20 protein-coding genes and 1 tRNA gene are annotated in these 17750 nt (G+C 70.2%); 6 read left to right on the top strand and 15 right to left on the bottom strand.

All coding sequences use genetic code 11. The features are described 5' to 3' along the window. The first annotated feature begins 3 nt into the window (after window positions 1-3). From ACF08B_RS31860 to ACF08B_RS31845, 4 genes are all read left to right on the top strand, one after another. A complete protein-coding gene (locus ACF08B_RS31860) occupies window positions 4-1578 on the top strand; it encodes an NADH-quinone oxidoreductase subunit M (RefSeq protein WP_392320568.1) in 1575 nt (524 codons plus the stop codon). Then, window positions 1575-3092 (top strand): NADH-quinone oxidoreductase subunit N, encoded by a 1518-nt coding sequence (locus ACF08B_RS31855; RefSeq protein ID WP_392320567.1) that lies wholly within the window; start codon window positions 1575-1577, stop codon window positions 3090-3092. Before ACF08B_RS31860 ends, ACF08B_RS31855 begins: the two co-directional genes overlap by 4 nt. A gap of 192 nt (window positions 3093-3284) precedes the next feature. Beyond that, complete coding sequence (htpX, locus tag ACF08B_RS31850) at window positions 3285-4145, top strand: zinc metalloprotease HtpX (protein WP_392320566.1); 861 nt, start codon at window positions 3285-3287, stop codon at window positions 4143-4145. Then, a complete protein-coding gene (locus ACF08B_RS31845; protein WP_093476965.1) occupies window positions 4142-4534 on the top strand; it encodes a YccF domain-containing protein in 393 nt (130 codons plus the stop codon). The genes htpX and ACF08B_RS31845 overlap by 4 nt, the downstream gene beginning before the upstream one ends. 37 nt (window positions 4535-4571) lie before the next feature. Here the strand turns inward: ACF08B_RS31845 and ACF08B_RS31840 are convergent, their stop codons facing one another. Next, a complete protein-coding gene (locus ACF08B_RS31840) occupies window positions 4572-5825 on the bottom strand; it encodes an APC family permease (RefSeq protein WP_392320565.1) in 1254 nt (417 codons plus the stop codon). 155 nt (window positions 5826-5980) lie between these two features. Here ACF08B_RS31840 and ACF08B_RS31835 point away from each other — a divergent pair, with 155 nt between their 5' ends. Then, window positions 5981-6247: a GlsB/YeaQ/YmgE family stress response membrane protein gene (locus ACF08B_RS31835; RefSeq protein WP_392320564.1), complete on the top strand. Its 267-nt coding sequence runs from the start codon at window positions 5981-5983 to the stop codon at window positions 6245-6247. A gap of 91 nt (window positions 6248-6338) precedes the next feature. Here the strand turns inward: ACF08B_RS31835 and ACF08B_RS31830 are convergent, their stop codons facing one another. Next, window positions 6339-6827, bottom strand: a complete 489-nt coding sequence (locus tag ACF08B_RS31830) for a YajQ family cyclic di-GMP-binding protein (protein WP_392320563.1) — start codon at window positions 6825-6827, stop codon at window positions 6339-6341. Window positions 6828-7052: 225 nt separating this feature from the next. Between ACF08B_RS31830 and ACF08B_RS31825 the strand changes: the two genes are divergently transcribed. Beyond that, window positions 7053-7134: transfer RNA gene (locus tag ACF08B_RS31825), tRNA-Tyr, on the top strand. 133 nt (window positions 7135-7267) lie between these two features. Here the strand turns inward: ACF08B_RS31825 and ACF08B_RS31820 are convergent. From ACF08B_RS31820 to ACF08B_RS31760, 13 genes are all read right to left on the bottom strand, one after another. Then, window positions 7268-8680 (bottom strand): tyrosine-type recombinase/integrase, encoded by a 1413-nt coding sequence (locus ACF08B_RS31820; protein ID WP_392320562.1) that lies wholly within the window; start codon window positions 8678-8680, stop codon window positions 7268-7270. A gap of 61 nt (window positions 8681-8741) precedes the next feature. Next, complete coding sequence (locus tag ACF08B_RS31815; RefSeq protein ID WP_093696619.1) at window positions 8742-8933, bottom strand: AlpA family transcriptional regulator; 192 nt, start codon at window positions 8931-8933, stop codon at window positions 8742-8744. A 307-nt stretch (window positions 8934-9240) separates the two neighbouring features. Next, window positions 9241-10782 (bottom strand): YfjI family protein, encoded by a 1542-nt coding sequence (locus tag ACF08B_RS31810; protein WP_392320561.1) that lies wholly within the window; start codon window positions 10780-10782, stop codon window positions 9241-9243. Continuing rightward, window positions 10779-11033, bottom strand: coding sequence for a hypothetical protein (locus ACF08B_RS31805; RefSeq protein ID WP_392320560.1), 255 nt, complete (start codon window positions 11031-11033; stop codon window positions 10779-10781). Before ACF08B_RS31805 ends, ACF08B_RS31810 begins: the two co-directional genes overlap by 4 nt. 152 nt (window positions 11034-11185) lie before the next feature. Then, window positions 11186-12091, bottom strand: coding sequence for a bifunctional DNA primase/polymerase (locus ACF08B_RS31800; RefSeq protein ID WP_392320559.1), 906 nt, complete (start codon window positions 12089-12091; stop codon window positions 11186-11188). 88 nt (window positions 12092-12179) lie between these two features. Then, the gene (locus ACF08B_RS31795) at window positions 12180-12407 is read right to left on the bottom strand and encodes a hypothetical protein (RefSeq protein WP_392320558.1); all 228 of its coding nucleotides are present in this window, start codon (window positions 12405-12407) and stop codon (window positions 12180-12182) included. Between the two features lie 19 nt (window positions 12408-12426). Then, window positions 12427-12939 carry a hypothetical protein gene (locus tag ACF08B_RS31790; protein ID WP_392320557.1) on the bottom strand — a complete coding sequence of 171 codons (513 nt, stop codon included), beginning with the start codon at window positions 12937-12939 and terminating at the stop codon, window positions 12427-12429. 279 nt (window positions 12940-13218) lie between these two features. After that, window positions 13219-13374 (bottom strand): hypothetical protein, encoded by a 156-nt coding sequence (locus ACF08B_RS31785; RefSeq protein WP_392320556.1) that lies wholly within the window; start codon window positions 13372-13374, stop codon window positions 13219-13221. A gap of 17 nt (window positions 13375-13391) precedes the next feature. After that, on the bottom strand, window positions 13392-13853 hold the full coding sequence (locus tag ACF08B_RS31780) for a hypothetical protein (protein WP_392320555.1): 462 nt from the start codon (window positions 13851-13853) through the stop codon (window positions 13392-13394). After that, on the bottom strand, window positions 13850-16012 hold the full coding sequence (locus tag ACF08B_RS31775; protein ID WP_392320554.1) for a hypothetical protein: 2163 nt from the start codon (window positions 16010-16012) through the stop codon (window positions 13850-13852). The genes ACF08B_RS31780 and ACF08B_RS31775 overlap by 4 nt, the downstream gene beginning before the upstream one ends. Window positions 16013-16025: 13 nt before the next feature. Further along, window positions 16026-16418, bottom strand: coding sequence for a hypothetical protein (locus ACF08B_RS31770; RefSeq protein WP_392320553.1), 393 nt, complete (start codon window positions 16416-16418; stop codon window positions 16026-16028). 17 nt (window positions 16419-16435) lie between these two features. Next, window positions 16436-16906, bottom strand: coding sequence for a hypothetical protein (locus ACF08B_RS31765; RefSeq protein ID WP_392320552.1), 471 nt, complete (start codon window positions 16904-16906; stop codon window positions 16436-16438). A 628-nt stretch (window positions 16907-17534) separates the two neighbouring features. After that, on the bottom strand, window positions 17535-17750 hold the full coding sequence (locus tag ACF08B_RS31760; protein WP_392320551.1) for a hypothetical protein: 216 nt from the start codon (window positions 17748-17750) through the stop codon (window positions 17535-17537).

Raw genomic sequence — 17750 nt, 5'->3', positions numbered from 1 at the left:
GGCGTGATCGATATCAACGAGTCCGTGATGCAGTTCCTTCTGGCGTTCGTCGTCGTCGGCCCGCTCCTCGGTGCCGTCGCCGCCCTCCTGCCGGCCCCGCCCGGGCTGAAGGGGAAGTCGCCCGAGCAGGCCGTGCTGCGGCACGGCGTCACCGTGACCGGCGCGATCCTCGTCGCCGCGATCGTCCTCGCGCTCGGCTTCGACCACGACCAGCCGTCGAAGATGCAGGCCACGACCGACATCAGCTGGATCCCCGCACTCGACGTGCGCATCCACCTCGGCATCGACGGCATCTCCCTCCCCCTTCTGGTGCTGACCGCGCTGCTGACCTTCCTCTGCGCGCTCTACTCGTACTTCAAGCTGCCGTCGGGCCCGTCCCCGAAGGCGTTCGTCGCGCTGCTGCTCCTTCTCGAGTCCGGCACCCTCGCGACCTTCGCCGTCCTCGACCTGCTGCTGTTCTTCCTGGCGTTCGAGACGGTGCTCATCCCGATGTACTTCCTCATCGCCCGCTGGGGCGGCGAGGGCCGCACCCGGGCCGCGTGGAAGTTCATCCTGTTCACGCTGCTCGGCTCCGTCGTCATGCTGCTCGGCCTGCTCCTGATCGGGATCAAGGCGGGCACATTCGACATGGTGGCACTCGCCACTGACAACGGCCGGTCACTGACCGCGTCCGTGCAGGTCATCGCGGTTCTGACGATCGGGATCGGGCTCGCGGTCAAGGCCCCGATGTGGCCGTTGCACAGCTGGCTGCCCGACGCGCACACCGCCGCCCCGACCGTCGGCTCGGTCCTGCTGGCCGGTGTCCTGCTCAAGATGGGCACGTACGGGTTCGTCCGCATCCTGCTGCCGGTGGCGCCGCACGGCTTCCACACCTTCGCGCCCTACCTCGCCGCGTTCGCCGTCGTCGGGATCATCTACGGGTCCCTGGCCTGCCTGGCCCTGGCCAAACAAGGCGCCAAGGGCGACCTCAAGCGGCTGATCGCCTACTCCTCCGTCGGCCACATGGGCTTCGTCCTGCTGGGCATCGCCACCATGACCCCGACCGGCGTGAACGGCGCCCTGTTCGCCAACATCGCGCACGGCCTCATCACCGGCCTGCTCTTCTTCCTGGTCGGCGCCCTCAAGGACCGCACCGGCACCACCGACCTCGACACCCTGGCCGAGGAGACGGGCGCCGCGCTCTACGGCAGGGCCCCGCGCCTCGGCGGGCTGCTCGCGTTCGCCGCGGTCGCCTCGCTCGGGCTGCCCGGGCTCGCCGGTTTCTGGGGCGAGATGCTGTCGCTGTTCGGCGCGTTCGAGCCCGGCGCCGGTCTCAGCCGGCCCGCGTTCCTCACCTTCATGGCGATCGGGGCGTTCGGCACCCTGCTGACGGCCGCGTACATGCTGATCGTGGTCCGCCGCGTGTGCATGGGCGGAGCCGAGCAGGAGGTCCCGAGACTCGCCGACGTGCACGGGTACGAGTTCGCCGCCTGGACCCCGCTCGTCGCCCTCACCGTCCTCGCCGGACTGTGGCCGAAGGCCCTGCTCGGCCTGACCGACCCGGCCGTGCAGCAGCTCCTCGCAGGAGGCACCCGATGAGCGCCCAGCCGCTTGCCGAGTCGATGGTCCAGTCCGTCGACTGGCTGGCGATCGCCCCGCCGACGATCACCGCCGTCGTGGCGCTCGCCGTCCTCGTCGCCGACCTGTTCCTGCCCGAGCCCCGCAAGGCCGTGCTCGGCTGGATCTCGGTCGCCGGGCTGGCCGCGGCCGCCCTGATGCTCCTGCCCCTCCTGGACGGCGACCGCAGCACCTTCTGCCTGGCGGGCCGGGCGGGCGCGTGCAGCTACACCGCCGACCGCTTCACCCTCGTCATCCAGTTCCTGGTCCTCGGCGGCGCGCTGCTCGCCGCCCTGCTGTCCGTCACCAACCTCGACGACGACCGGCGGCGCGTCCCGCCCGGCGAGTTCTGGTTCCTGCTGCTGTCCTCCGCGGCCGGCGCCGCGCTGCTGCCCGCCTCCCGGGACCTCGCCACGCTGGTCGTCGCCCTGGAGGTCGCCTCCCTGCCGGCCTTCGCCCTCGTCGGCATCCGGCACGGCGACAAACGGTCCTCCGAGGCCGCCCTGAAGTTCTTCCTGTCCTCGGTCACCGCCACCGCGGTCAGCCTGATGGGCATCAGCTTCGTCTACGGCGCCACCGGCACCCTCTACCTCACCCAGGTCGCCGAGCGCCTGCCGCACGTCGACGGGCAGCTGCACGTCCTCACCCAGACCGGTGTCGTCCTCACCCTCATCGGCTTCGCCTTCAAGACGGCCGCCGTCCCCTTCCACTTCTGGGTGCCCGACACCTACGTCGGCGCCCCGCTGCCCGTGGCCGCCTACCTGTCGGTCGTCGGCAAGGCCGTCGGCTTCTCCGGCCTGATCCTGGTCACCGTGATCGCGTTCCCGTCGTACGCCGACGTCTGGGGGCCCGCGCTCGCCGTCCTGGCCGCCCTCACCATGACCGTCGGCAACGTCGGCGCCCTGCGGCAGCAGGCCACGCGCGCGTACAGCGCCGTACGGCTGCTCGCCTGGTCCTCCGTCGGCCAGGCCGGCTACCTGCTGGTGCCGATCGCCGCCGCCGGGTACGCCAAGGACCCCCAGCGGGCGATCGGCTCGACGGTGGCGTACGCCCTGATGTACGCGGCCGTGAACCTCGGCGCCTTCGCGGTCGCCGCGCTGGTGGGCCGCAGCCGCGCCCTGAACCGGATCGCGGACTACCGCGGCCTGTACACCGCCAACCCGCTCACCGCGCTGCTGCTGGCCTTCTTCCTGCTGTGCCTGGCCGGGCTGCCGCCGGGTGTCATCGGCCTGTTCGCCAAGGTCACGGTGTTCTCGTCGGTCGTCGACGCGGGCCTCGGCTGGCTCGCCGTCGTCATGGCCGTCAACGTGGTCATCGCGCTCTTCTACTACCTCCAGTGGACCGCCCTGCTGTTCCGGGCCCCCGAGGGGGAGACCGCCCGGCACCGCGTCCCCGCCCCCCTGACGGCCGCTCTCGCCCTCACCGGAGTGCTCGGCGTCGCCCTGTCCGGAGCGCCCCAGCTGGTCCTCCGGTTCGCGGCCACCGGCCTGTTCTGAGGAGTCGCCACGCGCGCGTGGGGCACCCGTGCCACCACGCGCGCGTGAGGCCGAACCCGCACGTCACCCGTACGGCCGAGCCGTGCCGCCGCACACCCCGGGGAACTCGTGCCCGTCGCCTGGCGTTGTCACAGACGGGAGGGTCCACTGGACCCAAAGTGTTCCCCAGCTGCACGACTTGGAGGGCGCACCGTGCACCGCCGGCACAACGGGCTCAGGACCGCCGTACTCCTCGGGGGACTGTCCGCACTCATCATCGTCATCGGCAGCTTCTTCGGCCGTGCCGGACTGATCGTCGCGGTCCTGGTCGCCATCGGTACGAACGCGTACGCGTACTGGAACAGCGACAAGCTGGCGCTGCGCGCCATGCGCGCCCGCCCGGTCAGCGAGTTCGAGGCCCCGGCGCTGTACCGCATGGTGCGCGAGCTCTCCACCCAGGCCCGCCAGCCCATGCCGCGCCTCTACATCTCCCCGACCGAGGCCCCCAACGCCTTCGCGACCGGCCGCAACCCGCGCAACGCGGCCGTGTGCTGCACGGAGGGCATCCTGCGCCTCCTGGACGAGCGTGAGCTGCGCGGGGTCATCGGCCACGAGCTGAGCCACGTCTACAACCGCGACATCCTCATCTCCTCGGTCGCCGGCGCCCTGGCCTCGGTGATCATGTTCCTGGTGAACTTCGCCTGGCTCATCCCGGTGGGCCGCTCGGACGACGACGACGGCCCCGGCCTGCTCGGCACGCTGCTGATCATGATCCTGGGTCCGCTCGCCGCCAGCCTCATCCAGCTGGCCATCAGCCGCTCCCGGGAGTACGAGGCGGACGCCTCGGGCGCCCAGCTCACCGGCGACCCGCTCGCCCTCGCCGGCGCGCTGCGCAAGCTGGAGGTCGGCACCCGGCAGCTCCCGCTGCCGCCCGAGCCCAAGATCGAGACCGCGAGCCACATGATGATCGCGAACCCCTTCCGTCCCGGTCAGGGACTGTCCAAGATGTTCTCCACCCACCCGCCGATGGCGGAGCGCATCGCCCGACTCGAGAAGATGGCAGGTCGCTCGTGAAGATCATCCTGAACGTCATCTGGCTCGTCCTGAGCGGCTTCTGGCTGTTCCTCGGGTACCTGCTGGCCGGCTTGCTGCTGTGCATCACGATCATCGGTATCCCGTTCGGGATCGCCGCCTTCCGCATCGGCGTCTACGCCCTGTGGCCCTTCGGGTACACCACGGTGGAGCGCCACGACGCGGGTGCCCCGTCGTGCGTCGGCAACGTCCTGTGGCTGATCCTGGCCGGCTGGTGGCTGGCGCTCGCCCACATCGTCACCGGCATCGCCCTGTGCGTCACGATCATCGGCATCCCGTTCGGCATCGCCAACTTCAAGCTGATCCCCGTGTCCCTGCTGCCGCTCGGCCGCGAGATCGTCCCCACGGACCAGCCGTTCGCGGCCCGCTGAGACGGGCGGGCGGCGCCCCCGGCACTCTGACGGCGCGTCACGCGGCGGTCCGGCCCGCCCACCACCGCCGTACGCCGTAGGCCGCCGCGCCCACAGCGAGCACACCCGCCCCCACGGCCACCGAGACGAAGGGCAGCGCGAGCGCCAGAGTGGCGCAGCCCAGCAGGCCGACCACCGGCACCGCGCGGGACAGCGGCGCCGGACTCAGCGTCCAGGCGGAGGCGTTGGCGACGGCGTAGTAGGCCAGCACGCCGAAGGAGGAGAAGCCGATCGCGCCGCGCACGTCCACCGTGGCGGCCAGCACGGCGACCACCGCGCCCACGGCGAGTTCCGCCCGGTGGGGCACCCCGAACCGCGGGTGCACGGTGGCCAGCGCGCCCGGCAGATGCCCGTCCCGGGCCATGGCGAGCGTCGTCCGGGACACCCCGAGGATCAGCGCGAGCAGTGAGCCCAGCGCGGCCACCGCCGCCCCCGCCCGCACCACGGGCACGAGGCCGGGCACCCCGGCCGCCCGCACCGCCTCGGCCAGCGGCGCCTCCGCCTGCCCGAGCCGGCCGGCGTCGAGGACCCCGAGCACCGCGACGGCCACGCACGCGTACACGGCGAGGGCGATCCCCAGGGCCAGCGGGATCGCGCGCGGAATGGTGCGCGCCGGATCGCGGACCTCCTCGCCGAGGGTCGCGATCCGCGCGTACCCGGCGAACGCGAAGAACAGCAGCCCGGCCGCCTGGAGGACCCCGCCGACCCCGGACGACAGGCCGACGCCGAGGCGCCCGGCCCCGACCCGCCCGGAGGCCAGACAGGCGACGACCACGGCCGCGAGTACGGCCAGGATGACAGCCACGATCACCCGCGTGAGCCATGCCGACTTCTGGATCCCGCCGTAGTTCACGGCGGTCAGGGCCACCACGGCGGCGACCGCCACCGCGTGCGCCTGCCCCGGCCAGACGTACGCGCCCACCGTGAGCGCCATGGCCGCGCAGGACGCCGTCTTGCCGACCACGAACGCCCAGCCGGCGAGATACCCCCAGAAGGCCCCCAGCCGCTCCCGCCCGTAGACGTAGGTGCCGCCGGAGGCCGGATACAAGGCCGCGAGACGCGCCGAGGACATGGCGTTGCAGTAGGCCACCATCGCGGCCAGGGCCAGTCCCGCGAGCAGTCCGGAACCGGCCGCGCGCGCGGCCGGCCCGAGAGCCGAGAAGACACCGGCCCCGATCATCGAGCCGAGGCCGACGACCACGGCGTCCCGCAGCCCCAGGGTGCGCCGCAGAGCAGTGCCGGAGGGTGTCATGCGCCGCACCCTACTGAGCGGCGCAACCGGTCGGTGACCTCGTGACGTCCTCTACACCGACGCGGCACGAACACACGCGCGACGGACAGCGGGTCCTCATCGGAACTTCAGGCCCCGCACAGTGCGGACACAGCGCGGAAGGGCAGGTTCACGGCATGAGCATCATCGGTTGGATCATTCTGGGACTGCTGGCCGGAGCCATCGCCAAGCTCCTGCTGCCGGGCCGCGACCCCGGCGGCTTCATCGGTACGACCCTCATCGGCGTCGCGGGCGCGTTCACAGGCGGCTGGATCTCGGCCCGCTGGCTGGACCACCCGGTCACGAAGAACTTCTACGACGGCGCCACCTGGGCGGCGGCCATCGGCGGCTCCCTGGTGCTGCTGATCGTCTACCGCATCCTGTTCGGCAACTCACGCGACTGAGCGCACCGCGCAGGCGGCGCTCACAGGGCGCGGCGAGCAGAAGGGTGGGCACCGCCGGGTGCCCACCCTTTCCTGTGCTGTCCGCCGTGGCCTAGCGGTAGTTCACGAACTGCAGCGCGAAGTCGAAGTCCTTGCCCTTGAGGAGGGAGATCACGGTCTGGAGGTCGTCGCGGCTCTTGGAGCTCACCCGCAGCTCCTCGCCCTGGACCTGGGCCTTCACGCCCTTGGGGCCCTCGTCGCGAATGATCTTCGCCACCTTCTTCGCGTTGTCCTGGGAGATGCCCTCCTCGATCGACGCGAAGATCTTGTACTCCTTGCCGGAGAGCTGCGGCTCGCCCGCGTCCAGCGCCTTCAGCGAGATACCGCGCTTGATCAGCTTGGACTGGAAGACGTCGAGGACAGCGTTCACCCGGTCCTCGGAGTTCGCCTCCATGAGGATCTTGTCACCGGACCACGAGATCGAGGCACCCACGCCCTTGAAGTCGTAGCGCTGCGAGATCTCCTTGGCGGCCTGGTTGAGGGCGTTGTCGACCTCCTGCCGCTCGACCTTCGAGACGATGTCGAAACTGGAGTCGGCCATGTCCTGTGGCTCCTTGTATCGGGGTGCTGATGGGTGCGTGCCGGCGTGCGCGGCGGCGACCGCCGGGCCCGGCTCCGTGCCGGGCCGCGTCCGCACCAGCCTAGCCACCCCGCGACCCCGGGGGTGGAGATCAATGGGGTGGCGGAGCACCCCTGGGCATCGGGTATTGTTTACGTCGTTGCCACGGAGCACCGCCGAAAGCGGGTTCGGTCGGCAGCACAACCCGGCGGTGTGCCCGAGCGGCCAAAGGGAGCAGACTGTAAATCTGCCGGCTCAGCCTTCCCAGGTTCGAATCCTGGCGCCGCCACACTGGGGAAGACCCCCTCTCATCTGCGGAGACGCAGTGCAGAGGGGGTCTTTTTTATTCGAACATACCGATTCGAACGGTGATCGAAAAGCGAAGGTTGTCTCATCTGCTCTCGGGGGTGGCCCGGCCCTGATCAGCGTGTGTCCCCCAGGCGTCCCCCGGGGGATGCGCCGTCTCCGTCCCATTCCCGCAGGCCAGCCTCGATCTGGCGGTTCGCTCGGTCCTGAGCCTGCGCCAGAACCTTCGCGTAGACCCGTAGGAGCACGGCCACGGAGTGGCCCGCCCGACGCGCCACCTCCATGGGGTCGACACCGGAGAAGAGCCAGAACGAGACGCCAGCGCATCGGAGGTCGTACGGGCGACGGGCGAGCGGTGACGCCACGTCGGTGGGGGGCAGGGCGGCGCCCCGGGCTTCGGCCCAGACTTCGCCATAGCCCGTGTCCTGAATCACACCGCCGCGGCTCGTACGAAAGAGACGGCCATCCGGGGCCGCGCCGTAGCGCTCGATGTGCCCCCGGAGCATCGCGACGAAGTGCGGCGGGACGGGCACGACCCGCGAGTCCCGGGTCGCTCGCGCCTTCAAGTGGCGGTCCTGGTGGGCCCGGCTGTCGTCCGTCCAGCCGTGGCCGGCATGGACGATGCCGCCGCGAAGTGTGAGGTGGCCCCACCCGAGCTTGGGTAGATGGCACTGCGACGCCTTCAGGCCTACGGCTTCGGCGGGGCGCATGGCGGCGTAGTAGAGGCACCCGAAGAAGGCTTCGAGGTGGGCGCCGCGCTCGCCCTGAGTGCGCACCCCTTCGAGTAGGTCCCGGACTTGGCGAGGGTTGGCGACGCTCGCCGGGTCAACTTCCTCGGTGGACTTCGGGGCTGTCCACTTCACCGTGGACAGCGGGTTCACCGGGATCGTGAAGTACCGCCGCTCGACCGCGAGTCCGAGAACGTCGCTCAGACAGGCTCGTTTGCGGCGGGCAGTGCGTCCTGCGGCGGGGGAGCCGTTGAGCAGCGTCGACAAGGCGTCCAGTGCCATGCGCAGTGTCGCGGGGTCTTCGAGGGCTGATATGGCCAAGGAGTTCTTCTCGACCCAGTGAAGGGCGTCGGCCACTTCTGCGGGAGGCTCCTGGCCCCAACGGCTCTTGTTGTACGCCCATCCGTACAGAGCATTGCGCAGCACACGGGACGCCGGGCGGCCAGCGGTGGTCTTCACGAGCGCGGCCGTGATGGTGGCGAGGGCATCGGCGTCGTTGCGGCGGGACTTGGCTGGGAGGCGGTCCCATCTGCGATCGATGTACGCGCGGGTGTGCTCATACCAGGTCACGGAGCCGTTCAAGGCACGGAGTTCGGAAGCGGGCAGGCCCGTATCCACGTCGAATTGCTCACCCTTACGGAGCGCGGTCATCAGTTCCGAACGGCGGCCATCTGCTTGGGCTTTGACCGTGTAGCTCTTCGAGTGCTTCTGTGTGCCGACGAGCCAGCGGACGCGGTAGGGCTTCGGGCGATCGCGGCGGGTTTCGATGCTGTAGACGCGGACGTCGTACGTGAGGGGCATGGCTCTCCGAGCGGTGAGAGAGCCCGCCCCGAAGGCAGGGCGGGCTCTGTGGAAGTAGGCGTTACGAGGCGGCGCGTTCCTCGCAGCTCTCCCACCAGGCGTCCAGGTCGGAGCGGCTGACGCGGACCTGGCCGTTGGGGAGCTTGCGGAGTCGGGGTGCTTGGCCGCGGGCGCGCATGCGGTAGAAGGCGGCTCGGCTCATGCCGATTTCTTCGAGGACTTCGGGGAGCTTGAGCATCTTGGGGCGGGCCATCGGGCTCCTTCAGCTCGGTCCGGGGCGCGAAAACCCCGGAAAGTACTGACAGAACTGACAGAACCTCGCCATCCGGCCCCTGACCTGTGGTTTTGGCCGGTTCGGCCCGCGTGACAGAACCTCAAAAAACTCTGACAGAACCTCGGAAACCTCGGTTCTGTCAGACCGGCTGGCTCGCCCGCGGCGAGGTTTTTTGAGTTCTGTCAGAGTTTTCGGAGGTTTTGTCAGAGCTCCGAAAGTGCTCGTTTCCGCAGGTCACAGGGCTGCTCGGGAGGTTCTGTCAGTTCTGTCAGTGGGTTGGGGGGTTTCAGGCGGCGGGGGTAATGCGGGGGTGGGTCTCGTAGCGGGGGGAGGGTGGCCGGCCGCCGCGTGTGGTGCGGGGCGGTGGGGGCTGCTGGCGTACCCAGCCGTGTTCCTCCAGGAGGTTCAGGGCGGGGTCGAGGTCGCCCATGGCGGGGAACTCGCTGCGGGGCATCGCACGGAAGAGGTCGCGTTTGGTGAAGGTGGCAGTACGGGTTTCGCTGAGGTGGGTCAGGACCGTGTGGGCGGCTTCCTGGGCGGGGTCGGCTTTCATGGCGTTGAAGACGTCGAGGGCGTGGGCGGTGAAGTAGTCCCCGAGGCGGGTGGCGTCGGCCATGGTCTCGGCGGCGATTGGCCGGGTCCAGGCGTCCTCGGGATGGGTGGCGAGGTGGAGGAGCCCTGCGATGCGGGCGACGGCGCCGTCGCGCTTGCTGGCCCAGTTCACGATGGGCGCGAGGGGCCCGTCCTTGCAGAGGCGGGATTCGGTGACGCGCTGGTAGGCGAGGAGGACGGCGTCCGCCTCGGGGGTGAGGGTGAGCGCGGCGCTCTCGGTCCAGCCCGCCAGGGTCAGGGCCAGGTGCCCGAGCCTCTGTGCGTAGGTGCCGGCTGTGTCGGGGCTGAGGAGTTCGGGGGTGAGGTTGCGGTAGCCGACGAGGGATTCGGGCTTGGAGTAGAGGAAGCGGGCGAGCAGGCCGCGCCCGTCGGCGCCCTTGATCTGGCCGATGGAGTCCAAGACATCGGGCTGGACGGCCAGGCCCATGGTGATGGCGGGGTTCTCGATGTACTGGGCGTCGCGGGCCTGGCGGTTGACGCGGGCCATGTCGCCTGCGTGGCCCTTGAGGAAGATTCCCATGTTCGGGACGCCGGAGTACCGTCCGGCGATGATCTCGAAGATCTCGCCCTCGGGGGACAGGATCGAGATCCGTCCGTCCTGCTGGGCGAGGAGGCTGGTCAGGCTTTCGGCCGTGACGTCGTCGGCGACGAGTTGCGGCTCGGCCGGGACGACGGCCCGCTCGGCGGCCTCGGACAGAGAGATCGCCTGAGCGGTGAGATCGGCCAGCTTGTCGGCCTCCGCGTTGGCCGCGAGCTTCTCGGCCTTCTCGGCCGCGGCCTTCGCGATCCGTGCTGAGGCCGCGGCCTCGGCACGCTGGGGCGCCGTGAGCTCGATGAGGGCCTTCTCAGTAGCGAGGAGGGGCTTTGTCATGAGCCCGAACACGGCACTCTTGCGGTTGCCGGGCGGGAGCGCGACGGCGGTGTAGAGGTTGACCGGCTCGTTCCACTGCCCGCGCACGGTCACGGTGAGACGCCCCCCGGCAGCGGTGCCGATGACGGCGAGAGCGAGACACCCCGCGAGGTCGATGGGCGTCTGCGTCTCCTCCGCGACTCCGGCCGTCATCGCACCGAGCCAGTCAGGCAGGGCGTCCACAGGGAATGCAGGGAGCTGTCCGCGCGGGTTGAGCGGTACCGGCTCGTCCCACACCGGCCCGGCGACGTCCTCGGCGGTCATCTCCTCGAACCCGGCCCACAGCTCGGGGTCGTGCGGACTCATGCGGCGGTCCTCCCTTCGGCGATCGGCGCGGGTGTTCCGGTGCAGCGGGATGTGTGGTCGTCGTACTCGGCGGCGAGCTTGGCCACGGCCCGGGCGCCGGTGGCCTTGCCTGTCTGCCCGCAGGGGCAGGAGTAGGCGGCGGTGGGGGTGTCGCCGTGGCGTGTGGAGTAGCGGGCCCCGTCGGTGGGGTGGCGGTAGACCGGTGGGGCGTAGATGCGGATGCCGGGCCGGGCCGGTGTCGGGTCATCCATGCCGTGGCGGTCTGTGTTGGTCAGGAAACAGTCAGGACGAAGGGCAGATACGACGCCCTGACGGGCGGCGACCTTCGGCGCGCCTACGGCCGGTGTATCCACAGGCTGTGGAGCGACTTGCGGCCCGTCCTGTGCGGTGAGGGGCTGTCGCGTCATACGGCGGCCCCGTGGCGGGTGTTGAGTCCGTTGGTGACGGCGCGGCGCGCGTACGGCTCGGGCACGCCGACGGATACCGCGGCGGCGACGATGTCCTCGGCGAGCACGTCCAGCCCGCACGGGCCGGGGCACTGCGCGTGCTGGCCTGCCAGGAAGCGGGCCACTCCGAATGCCTGGGAGCTGGCGCCGGATTCGGTGTGACTGCGGACCATGCTCAAGCCGCGCTCAAGTCCGGTGCGGACGTAGCGCTCGGTGTGGCGGCATCCGGTGGCCACACTGACCGACCACTTGCCGCGGGCCGGGACGGAAGAGACCACCCCTCCACCGGCCGGGGTGGTCTCTTCCCTGTCCACCAAGGCGCGCACGGCCGCCGGAAGGTCCGTGAGAAGCCCGCTGCCGGGCCCCAGCCAGCGGGTGTAGGCCATACGGGACTTGATGTCCACGCCGGGCCGCACGGCGTTCGCCGACTGCATGACGCCCCGGTAGATCCAGTGCTGCCCGCGCGTGGTCACCAGGATCCGGGTCGCGGGCAGGCTCCCTCGTGCCCAGGCGACGGCAGCCGGAGTGTCGAGGTCCACCACAGTGAGCCCGGCGCCGCCGGGGTGATAGGCCACGGCGACGGCCTGGTGCCAGGCCGTCGCCCACAGCGCCGATGCGAGGACGGTGGGGTGGGTGGTGGCGGCGGCCCAGGCGTGGCAGACGCCGGGGCACTGGCAGGGTCCGGGGGTTTTCATGTTCGGGCGTCCGCCGCAGGCGTTGCCGGTGCAGGCGGGGCAGTTCCCGAAGGGCACCTTGCCCGCCCGCAGGGGCAGGGCCGGGATGCTGTGATCGGCGAGCATGAGTGCAGTGCGCAGGAGATCCGGCGTGGGCCGGGCTCGCCCGATGACGGTGGGTTGAGTCATGCTTGGAGACCTCCAACAGGTCTGTCAGTGGACTGGGAGACAAGGGCGGCCCCGGTTCTTGGCGGAGTGGGGGCCGCCCTTGGCGTAGCTAGTGGGTGGGGTGCAGCTCGTAGCGGCGCTGGTGGCGCGGTCCGTGCTCGGTGAGGAGCCCGAGCCGGGCGAGGGCTTTCAGGTCGCCGCGGGCGGTGGCGCGCTTGGGTGCGATGCCGAGCCGGTGGTAGAGGCCCATCACGTGGCCCGTGGTGAGCTGCGTGGACGGGTGGCTGTGCGCGTCGATCAGCAGGGCGCTCAGACGCCGGGCCTGGTTGGCTGTCACCGTTCGTTCTCCCTTCTGATCAGTCGTCGCAGTCGCAGTCGCAGTGGAGCTGCTGGCAGTAGGGGCAGCGCGGGCAGTCGCAGCCGCAGGGGTGCCCGGTGCCGATGCAGGAGCACTGGCACATGCCTTCACCGCAGGGTTCGTCGTCCGGCCCGTCCTCTGGGCCGGCGTAGGTGAGCGGGCTGACCGCGCTGTGGGAGAGCTCCAAGGTTTCGGTGAGGTGGCGGGCCTGCTCCATGGCCACGATCAGAAACTCCTGAACGTGGGCGACGTGCCTGCTGGGTTCCTGACGGTCGACGGATCCGAGGTGCCCGGACGCAGAGAGCCTGTCCAGTGCGGTGCCGATCTGCTCGATGGCCTGCGGGAGCCTCTGGGCGAGCGTCTTCAGTCCGCTGATCGCGTCATACGCGCTGCTCGGGTACGGCAGGGCGGGGGTCTGGTCGGGGCGGGGGAAGGTGAGGTGGTTGAACTCGCGGACGGCTTGCGCAGCGTCCCGGGCGAGCTGCGTCGGGTCGGTAACGGTGATGGACATGCGGTCCTCTCACGGGCGAAGTTCGTTGCGGTTGCGGGCGATCAGCCCGTATGCGGGCGCGGTGATCGTGTTGGTCTCCTGCCGGACCGGGCGCGCGTAGTGGTGGTGGGTCTCGGTGCGCGTGCCCTGGCCGGTGCGGACGGCGGAGCCGATCGTGACGGCGACGGCCGCGATGGCACCGGACGCCGACGCAGGTGGCGCGGACGCCGGTGCTTGAGGAAGGCGGCCCGGACTAGGGCGGGGCGGGGCCGCCTTCGTGGTGTCTGCGGGTCGGGGCGCTCAGTTGCTGATCTGCCTGCGTACATCGGCGACGAGGCGGAGGATTTCGTGTGCCATATCGGCGATCGCCTGCAGCTGCTCTTCCACGTCTTCGGGTCCGGTGAAGGAGAAGGACGGTTCGTGGTCCGGTCTGGGGTCGGTGAAGTGGAACGACACGGGTGGCTCCGGCCGGGTCAGATGTTCTGGTGGTGTGCGCGCTGGATGGCCGCTTCCCACACGCTGCGGACTTGGGCGCCGGTGTGGGAGTCGTTCCAGGCGGGGATCGACTCCCACTGGTTGCCGTGCTGGTGGCGTGCCTCGTTCAGCAGGAGGTTTCCGGCGTCCCGGTAGGCGGCGTTGCGGGCTCCGGCGGCTGCTCGTAGGGCTCCGATGGAGCAGCGGGCGCCCTCGGGGTGGATGAGGGTGTGCTTGGCCCAGCCGTGAGTGTCGAGGAAGGTCAGGGCGTCGGTGAGGGTCTTCTCGACTGGGCCGGCCCGGTGCACGGGCGGTGCGGCGGCGAGGGTGAAGAGGACCGGTGTGGGAGCGGCGTCGGCCGCGGGGGTGGCGGGTCCCGGGGTGGGGTCGAGGAGCTGGAACGCCTTTGCGTAGAGGTCCTGGTCGATGGGGGTGAAGCGGGTTGGGGTGTGCGTGGTCATGCTGCCCTCCACAGGCCGTTTTCGTTGGTGACCTCGTCCCGCTTCTTCAGCTCGGACAGGCGCGGTTTGATGTTTTTCGCAGAAGTGCCGAGCTTGCGGGCGATGGTCTCGGCGGTCATGGGGATGGACTGGTCCCGTAGGAGTTCGAGGATTCGCGGCTTGATCAGCTCCTGTCCGTCCGAAGGGGTCGCGGGGCCGGCGGGCTCCGCCTGGGCCTTCTGCTGTGCCAGTGCCGACGGTCCCCGCTGTGCGGCGGTGAGGAGGTCGGCGAGGCTGCCGATCAGGTTCTTGCCGCGCTGGTCGACCACCGGCGTCCGCGCGATCGCCTCCCGGTGGTGCCACGCGTCGCAGTCCTCAACGGCCACGGGCGGCAGGTCTCCAGCGAGGGAAGCGGGCGGGACGTCCAGGTGCAGGGAGCGGAACTGGACGGCCTGCGATCCGGGGGTGAGGAGGTAGCCGAGACCGAAGGTGCCGTCCTCCGGGCGGGCAGCGGCCTCGGTGGCCAGACCGGTCATGTCCCGTTCGGCGACCTTGGCGTACTGGCCGGGCCACGAGGAGGGGATCCGCGACAGGTCGATGCCCTCAGCCCCTTCAACGGCGTTCGCTCCGACCAGAGAGCCCTGACCCTTGGCACAGCGCAGGAACACCGCGCCACCGCCGATCAGGAGTTGGGAGCGGATGACCGTGGAGTTGCCGAGGTCTTCGGCCAATGGGGTCTGGGTGGCCAGGACCACGCCGATACCTCGCTTGAGGGACCGGCGGGTCAGCTGCTCCACGATCGCTTTGGCCTCCAGGTGGTAAGGCGAGGAGACCGCCAGCAGCATGTGCGCTTCGTCCAGGACGATCAGGGTCAACGGGTCGGTGAAGGGGAAGGCCGGGGAGCGGTAGCGGGCTTCGCGGTCGAGCATCAGCGCGTAGGCCAGGCGCAGCGCGCCCATTGCTTCGTCCAGGCCGTCTCCGCAGTGGGCGGCCAGGCGGGCTCCGGCGATGGTGCCGGCCTGCGGGGAAGCAAGGATCACCGCGATCCGGGAGCGGTGGGCGGAGAGCAGGACCTGTTCCAGGCATCCGGACTTCCCGGAGCGTGAGCCGCCCACGAGGTACAGGTGGCGGGCGCCGGAACCGGGCTGGGCGAGGGGGACCAGGGCGGCGCGGTTGTCGATGTAGGTGCCCAGGCGGATGTATCCGCGGGAGTCCATGGATAGCTCGTCCGCGACCGAGGAGAGCATCGTGCCGTGCATCAGCGCGTGTTCCTTCATCACGCGCACCCCCATCTGTGAGGGCTTGTCGGTGGGGGCGAGAGCGATCTGGATGGTCTCCAGGTCGAGGTTGCCCGCGAGGTCCTGAATGTTGACGGTCCCGATCGCCTTGCGGTCGCGGGTGGCGATCCCTTCCCAGTCCAGTGGCCCGTCGTAGCGGGTCAGGGCCAGGGTGGTGCCGGGCATCGCTCCCTCCGCAACGCCCACGTAGGCGGCCCACAACTGCTCGGGAGTCGTAGGAGCGCCGGTGGCCGCGATCTCGGGTGCCGCCGACGGCGTCTTGAGGTGGACGGTGACGGGCAGCGCGTTGGGCGCGTAGTGCTTGGGGTCGCCCAGCTCGACCTGGGAGACGGGGATCTGGTAGACGGCGGCGATGTCGGCGGCCTTCACCCTCACCTGCTGGCCCTGGGGCAGCGTGATGATCCCGGTGAACGACACGTGGTCGTCCCCCGCCTCCAGGACCAGGTGGGCGAGGACGGCCCCGGCCTGGATCAGCTTGCGGCCCTCGGTCTGGGTGGGCCCGGAGATGAACTCCTTCCACCACGCGGTGATGAGCTGCTCTTGAGAGCTCTGTCCCCCGGTGGTCGTGGTGGCGAGCGCCGGGAGGTCGCTGGCGGTGTTGCGGTGGTGGGCGAGGGCTGCCGCTCCGGCCGGGACGGCGAGCCCGAGGGCGAACAGCGGGTTCATGCCACTCGCCAAGACCTGGTGAGCGGCGATGCCGCACCCGGTGGCCGTGCTTCCGCAGGCGATCAGGGAGCGCAGAGCGGGGCGGGAGGCGTTGATGGCCCACGCGCCCGCTCCGGCGACTCCGGCGGCGAGAGCGGACCAGGGGCCGACGGTGGCGGATGCCACGGCGAGAGCGGCGGGCGCGTACTGGATGAACTGTGCTCGGGTCGGCCCCATGGCCCTGTCCTCCTTACTGCTGGGTGTAGAAGGCGGCTTCGGCCATCTCGACCGGGGAGGAGTCCACGGCGTCGGCGATGCCTCCGTGGTCGGACTCGACGGTGCTCTTCGCGTCGTCGGCGGCCGCGTGCGCGCTGTCCGCCGCTGTGCCGTAGGCGCTGGCCGCTTCCCTAGCGCCGGTCATGGTCAGCGCGGCGTCCGCGAACTCGGCGGTGGTGGCGTCATCCACCGACAGGGCCTTCATCGTTTCGGAGGCGTCCTGCATCTGTTCGGCCGTCTCCTCCACCGAAGCGGCGAGGGTGGTGACGGTCTCGGCGTGGGCGTGGACCTGGTGGGTGAGCCAGGCGAGCTTGGCGCGCAGAGCCGCATACGTGGCGGCGTCCTTGAGGGATTCGGTGACAGACATGCGGGCCTCTCCTGTTCCTATCGGGCGTTGTAGAAGTCGCGTTCGGCGGGCTTGGTCAGCGGAGAGTCGGCGACCGCCCGGAAGATCGCGCCGTGGCGGACTTCGGCGTTCGCGGATGCGGTGCGGCAGGCTTCCTCGCCGCCCTGGATCTGCTCGTGCAGCTTGGTGGCGGCGGCGGCCTGGAGGTCGAGCTGTTCCTTGAGGTGTTCGCACTTGCCGATGAGGTTCGTACCGACGCCCTTCTCGGTGATCTCGGCGATCAGCACGTCGCAGTCCGCGGCAAGCTGTGCGGACTCGTCCACGAGCTCCAGGCAGGTTTCCGAGCTGGACTGGCACAGGCTGGCTGCGCCTTCGGCGAGGTCGATGACCTGGGTGAGGGTGATGACCTCACCGCCGCTGTAGGTACGGGACTTCCCACTGGCGGTGGTGACGTGGACACCCTGGGCGTCGACGGTCGCGGTGTGCGGGACGGGCGGGTTGGACTGCATTGCAGGGTCCCTCCTGATCTGCTCGGGGAGCGTGACGGTCGGGGGCGCAGGGACGGTGCCGGGCGGCGGGATCGTCGGACCCGGTGCAGGCGCATGAGGCGCGGCGGCAGACGGCTGAGGTGCAGCGGCCGGCGGGGTGGTGGGTTTCGGTGGCACGGTGGCCCCCGGGGCAGGCCCAGACGGCCCCGACGCAGGCTTGCCAGAAGACGAACCGGAAGGCTTCACACCCGGCTTCTTCATGTAGGCAGAACGCCACCCGTCACGCAGTCCCCCGACAAAGTGGGCACCCGCGAGCAGCCCGTAATGCGCTTTCGCGGCCGCGTTGTAAGGAGCGTTCCGGAAGGTGTCCGGCGCCCTGGTCGGCTCCCACGTTGATTTCACTTTCGGCGGGGGTTTGCTGATGCCCGCCTTCTCGTATCTGCCGTGCGTGTTATCGACGCCGACGAGGTAGGTGATGGCGAGGAGAACGAGGAGTTCCACGAGCCTCCTTCGGTGACACTGTGTAGTTGTGAGGTGTTACCGGTTACCGGTTACAGGCCCTGCGGACGCCGGTTCTGGCCGCTCAGGGCGGCGTTGGGGGGCGTCTGGAGCCGGTAACCGGTAACTCGTAACCGGGGTGGATGCTGGCCTAGCGTGACGTTCCGATGCCGTCGACCGTGGCGTTCGCCGTGTGGAAGACCGATTCGAGGGTGCCTCGGATCTGGTCGCTGAACGGCGTGTACGGCAGGAAGACCCCCGAGATGATCAGCATCAGGCAGATCGCCATCTGCTTTCCCTTGGTCTTCTTGAAGGTGAAGAACATCGCCCAGCAAAACAGGGCCAGGGCGAAAAACTGCAGCGACAT

The organism is Streptomyces sp. NPDC015139, assembly GCF_043079785.1.
GTDB lineage: Bacteria > Actinomycetota > Actinomycetes > Streptomycetales > Streptomycetaceae > Streptomyces > Streptomyces albidocamelliae.
The sequence above is the reverse complement of the archived record's forward strand: the minus strand, read 5'-3'. Positions and strand labels throughout refer to the sequence as shown.

Coding starts and splice junctions, on each gene's coding strand:
- ACF08B_RS31835 (WP_392320564.1), top strand. CDS start 5,981: ATGAGCATCATCGGTTGGATCATTCTGGGACTGCTGGCCGGAGCCATC.
- ACF08B_RS31765 (WP_392320552.1), bottom strand. CDS start 16,906: ATGCAGTCCAACCCGCCCGTCCCGCACACCGCGACCGTCGACGCCCAG.
- ACF08B_RS31855 (WP_392320567.1), top strand. CDS start 1,575: ATGAGCGCCCAGCCGCTTGCCGAGTCGATGGTCCAGTCCGTCGACTGG.
- ACF08B_RS31770 (WP_392320553.1), bottom strand. CDS start 16,418: ATGTCTGTCACCGAATCCCTCAAGGACGCCGCCACGTATGCGGCTCTG.
- ACF08B_RS31760 (WP_392320551.1), bottom strand. CDS start 17,750: ATGTCGCTGCAGTTTTTCGCCCTGGCCCTGTTTTGCTGGGCGATGTTC.
- ACF08B_RS31775 (WP_392320554.1), bottom strand. CDS start 16,012: ATGGGGCCGACCCGAGCACAGTTCATCCAGTACGCGCCCGCCGCTCTC.
- ACF08B_RS31810 (WP_392320561.1), bottom strand. CDS start 10,782: ATGAGTCCGCACGACCCCGAGCTGTGGGCCGGGTTCGAGGAGATGACC.
- ACF08B_RS31815 (WP_093696619.1), bottom strand. CDS start 8,933: ATGGCCCGCCCCAAGATGCTCAAGCTCCCCGAAGTCCTCGAAGAAATC.
- ACF08B_RS31790 (WP_392320557.1), bottom strand. CDS start 12,939: ATGTCCATCACCGTTACCGACCCGACGCAGCTCGCCCGGGACGCTGCG.
- ACF08B_RS31805 (WP_392320560.1), bottom strand. CDS start 11,033: ATGGATGACCCGACACCGGCCCGGCCCGGCATCCGCATCTACGCCCCA.
- ACF08B_RS31800 (WP_392320559.1), bottom strand. CDS start 12,091: ATGACTCAACCCACCGTCATCGGGCGAGCCCGGCCCACGCCGGATCTC.
- ACF08B_RS31840 (WP_392320565.1), bottom strand. CDS start 5,825: ATGACACCCTCCGGCACTGCTCTGCGGCGCACCCTGGGGCTGCGGGAC.
- ACF08B_RS31830 (WP_392320563.1), bottom strand. CDS start 6,827: ATGGCCGACTCCAGTTTCGACATCGTCTCGAAGGTCGAGCGGCAGGAG.
- ACF08B_RS31820 (WP_392320562.1), bottom strand. CDS start 8,680: ATGCCCCTCACGTACGACGTCCGCGTCTACAGCATCGAAACCCGCCGC.
- ACF08B_RS31780 (WP_392320555.1), bottom strand. CDS start 13,853: ATGACCACGCACACCCCAACCCGCTTCACCCCCATCGACCAGGACCTC.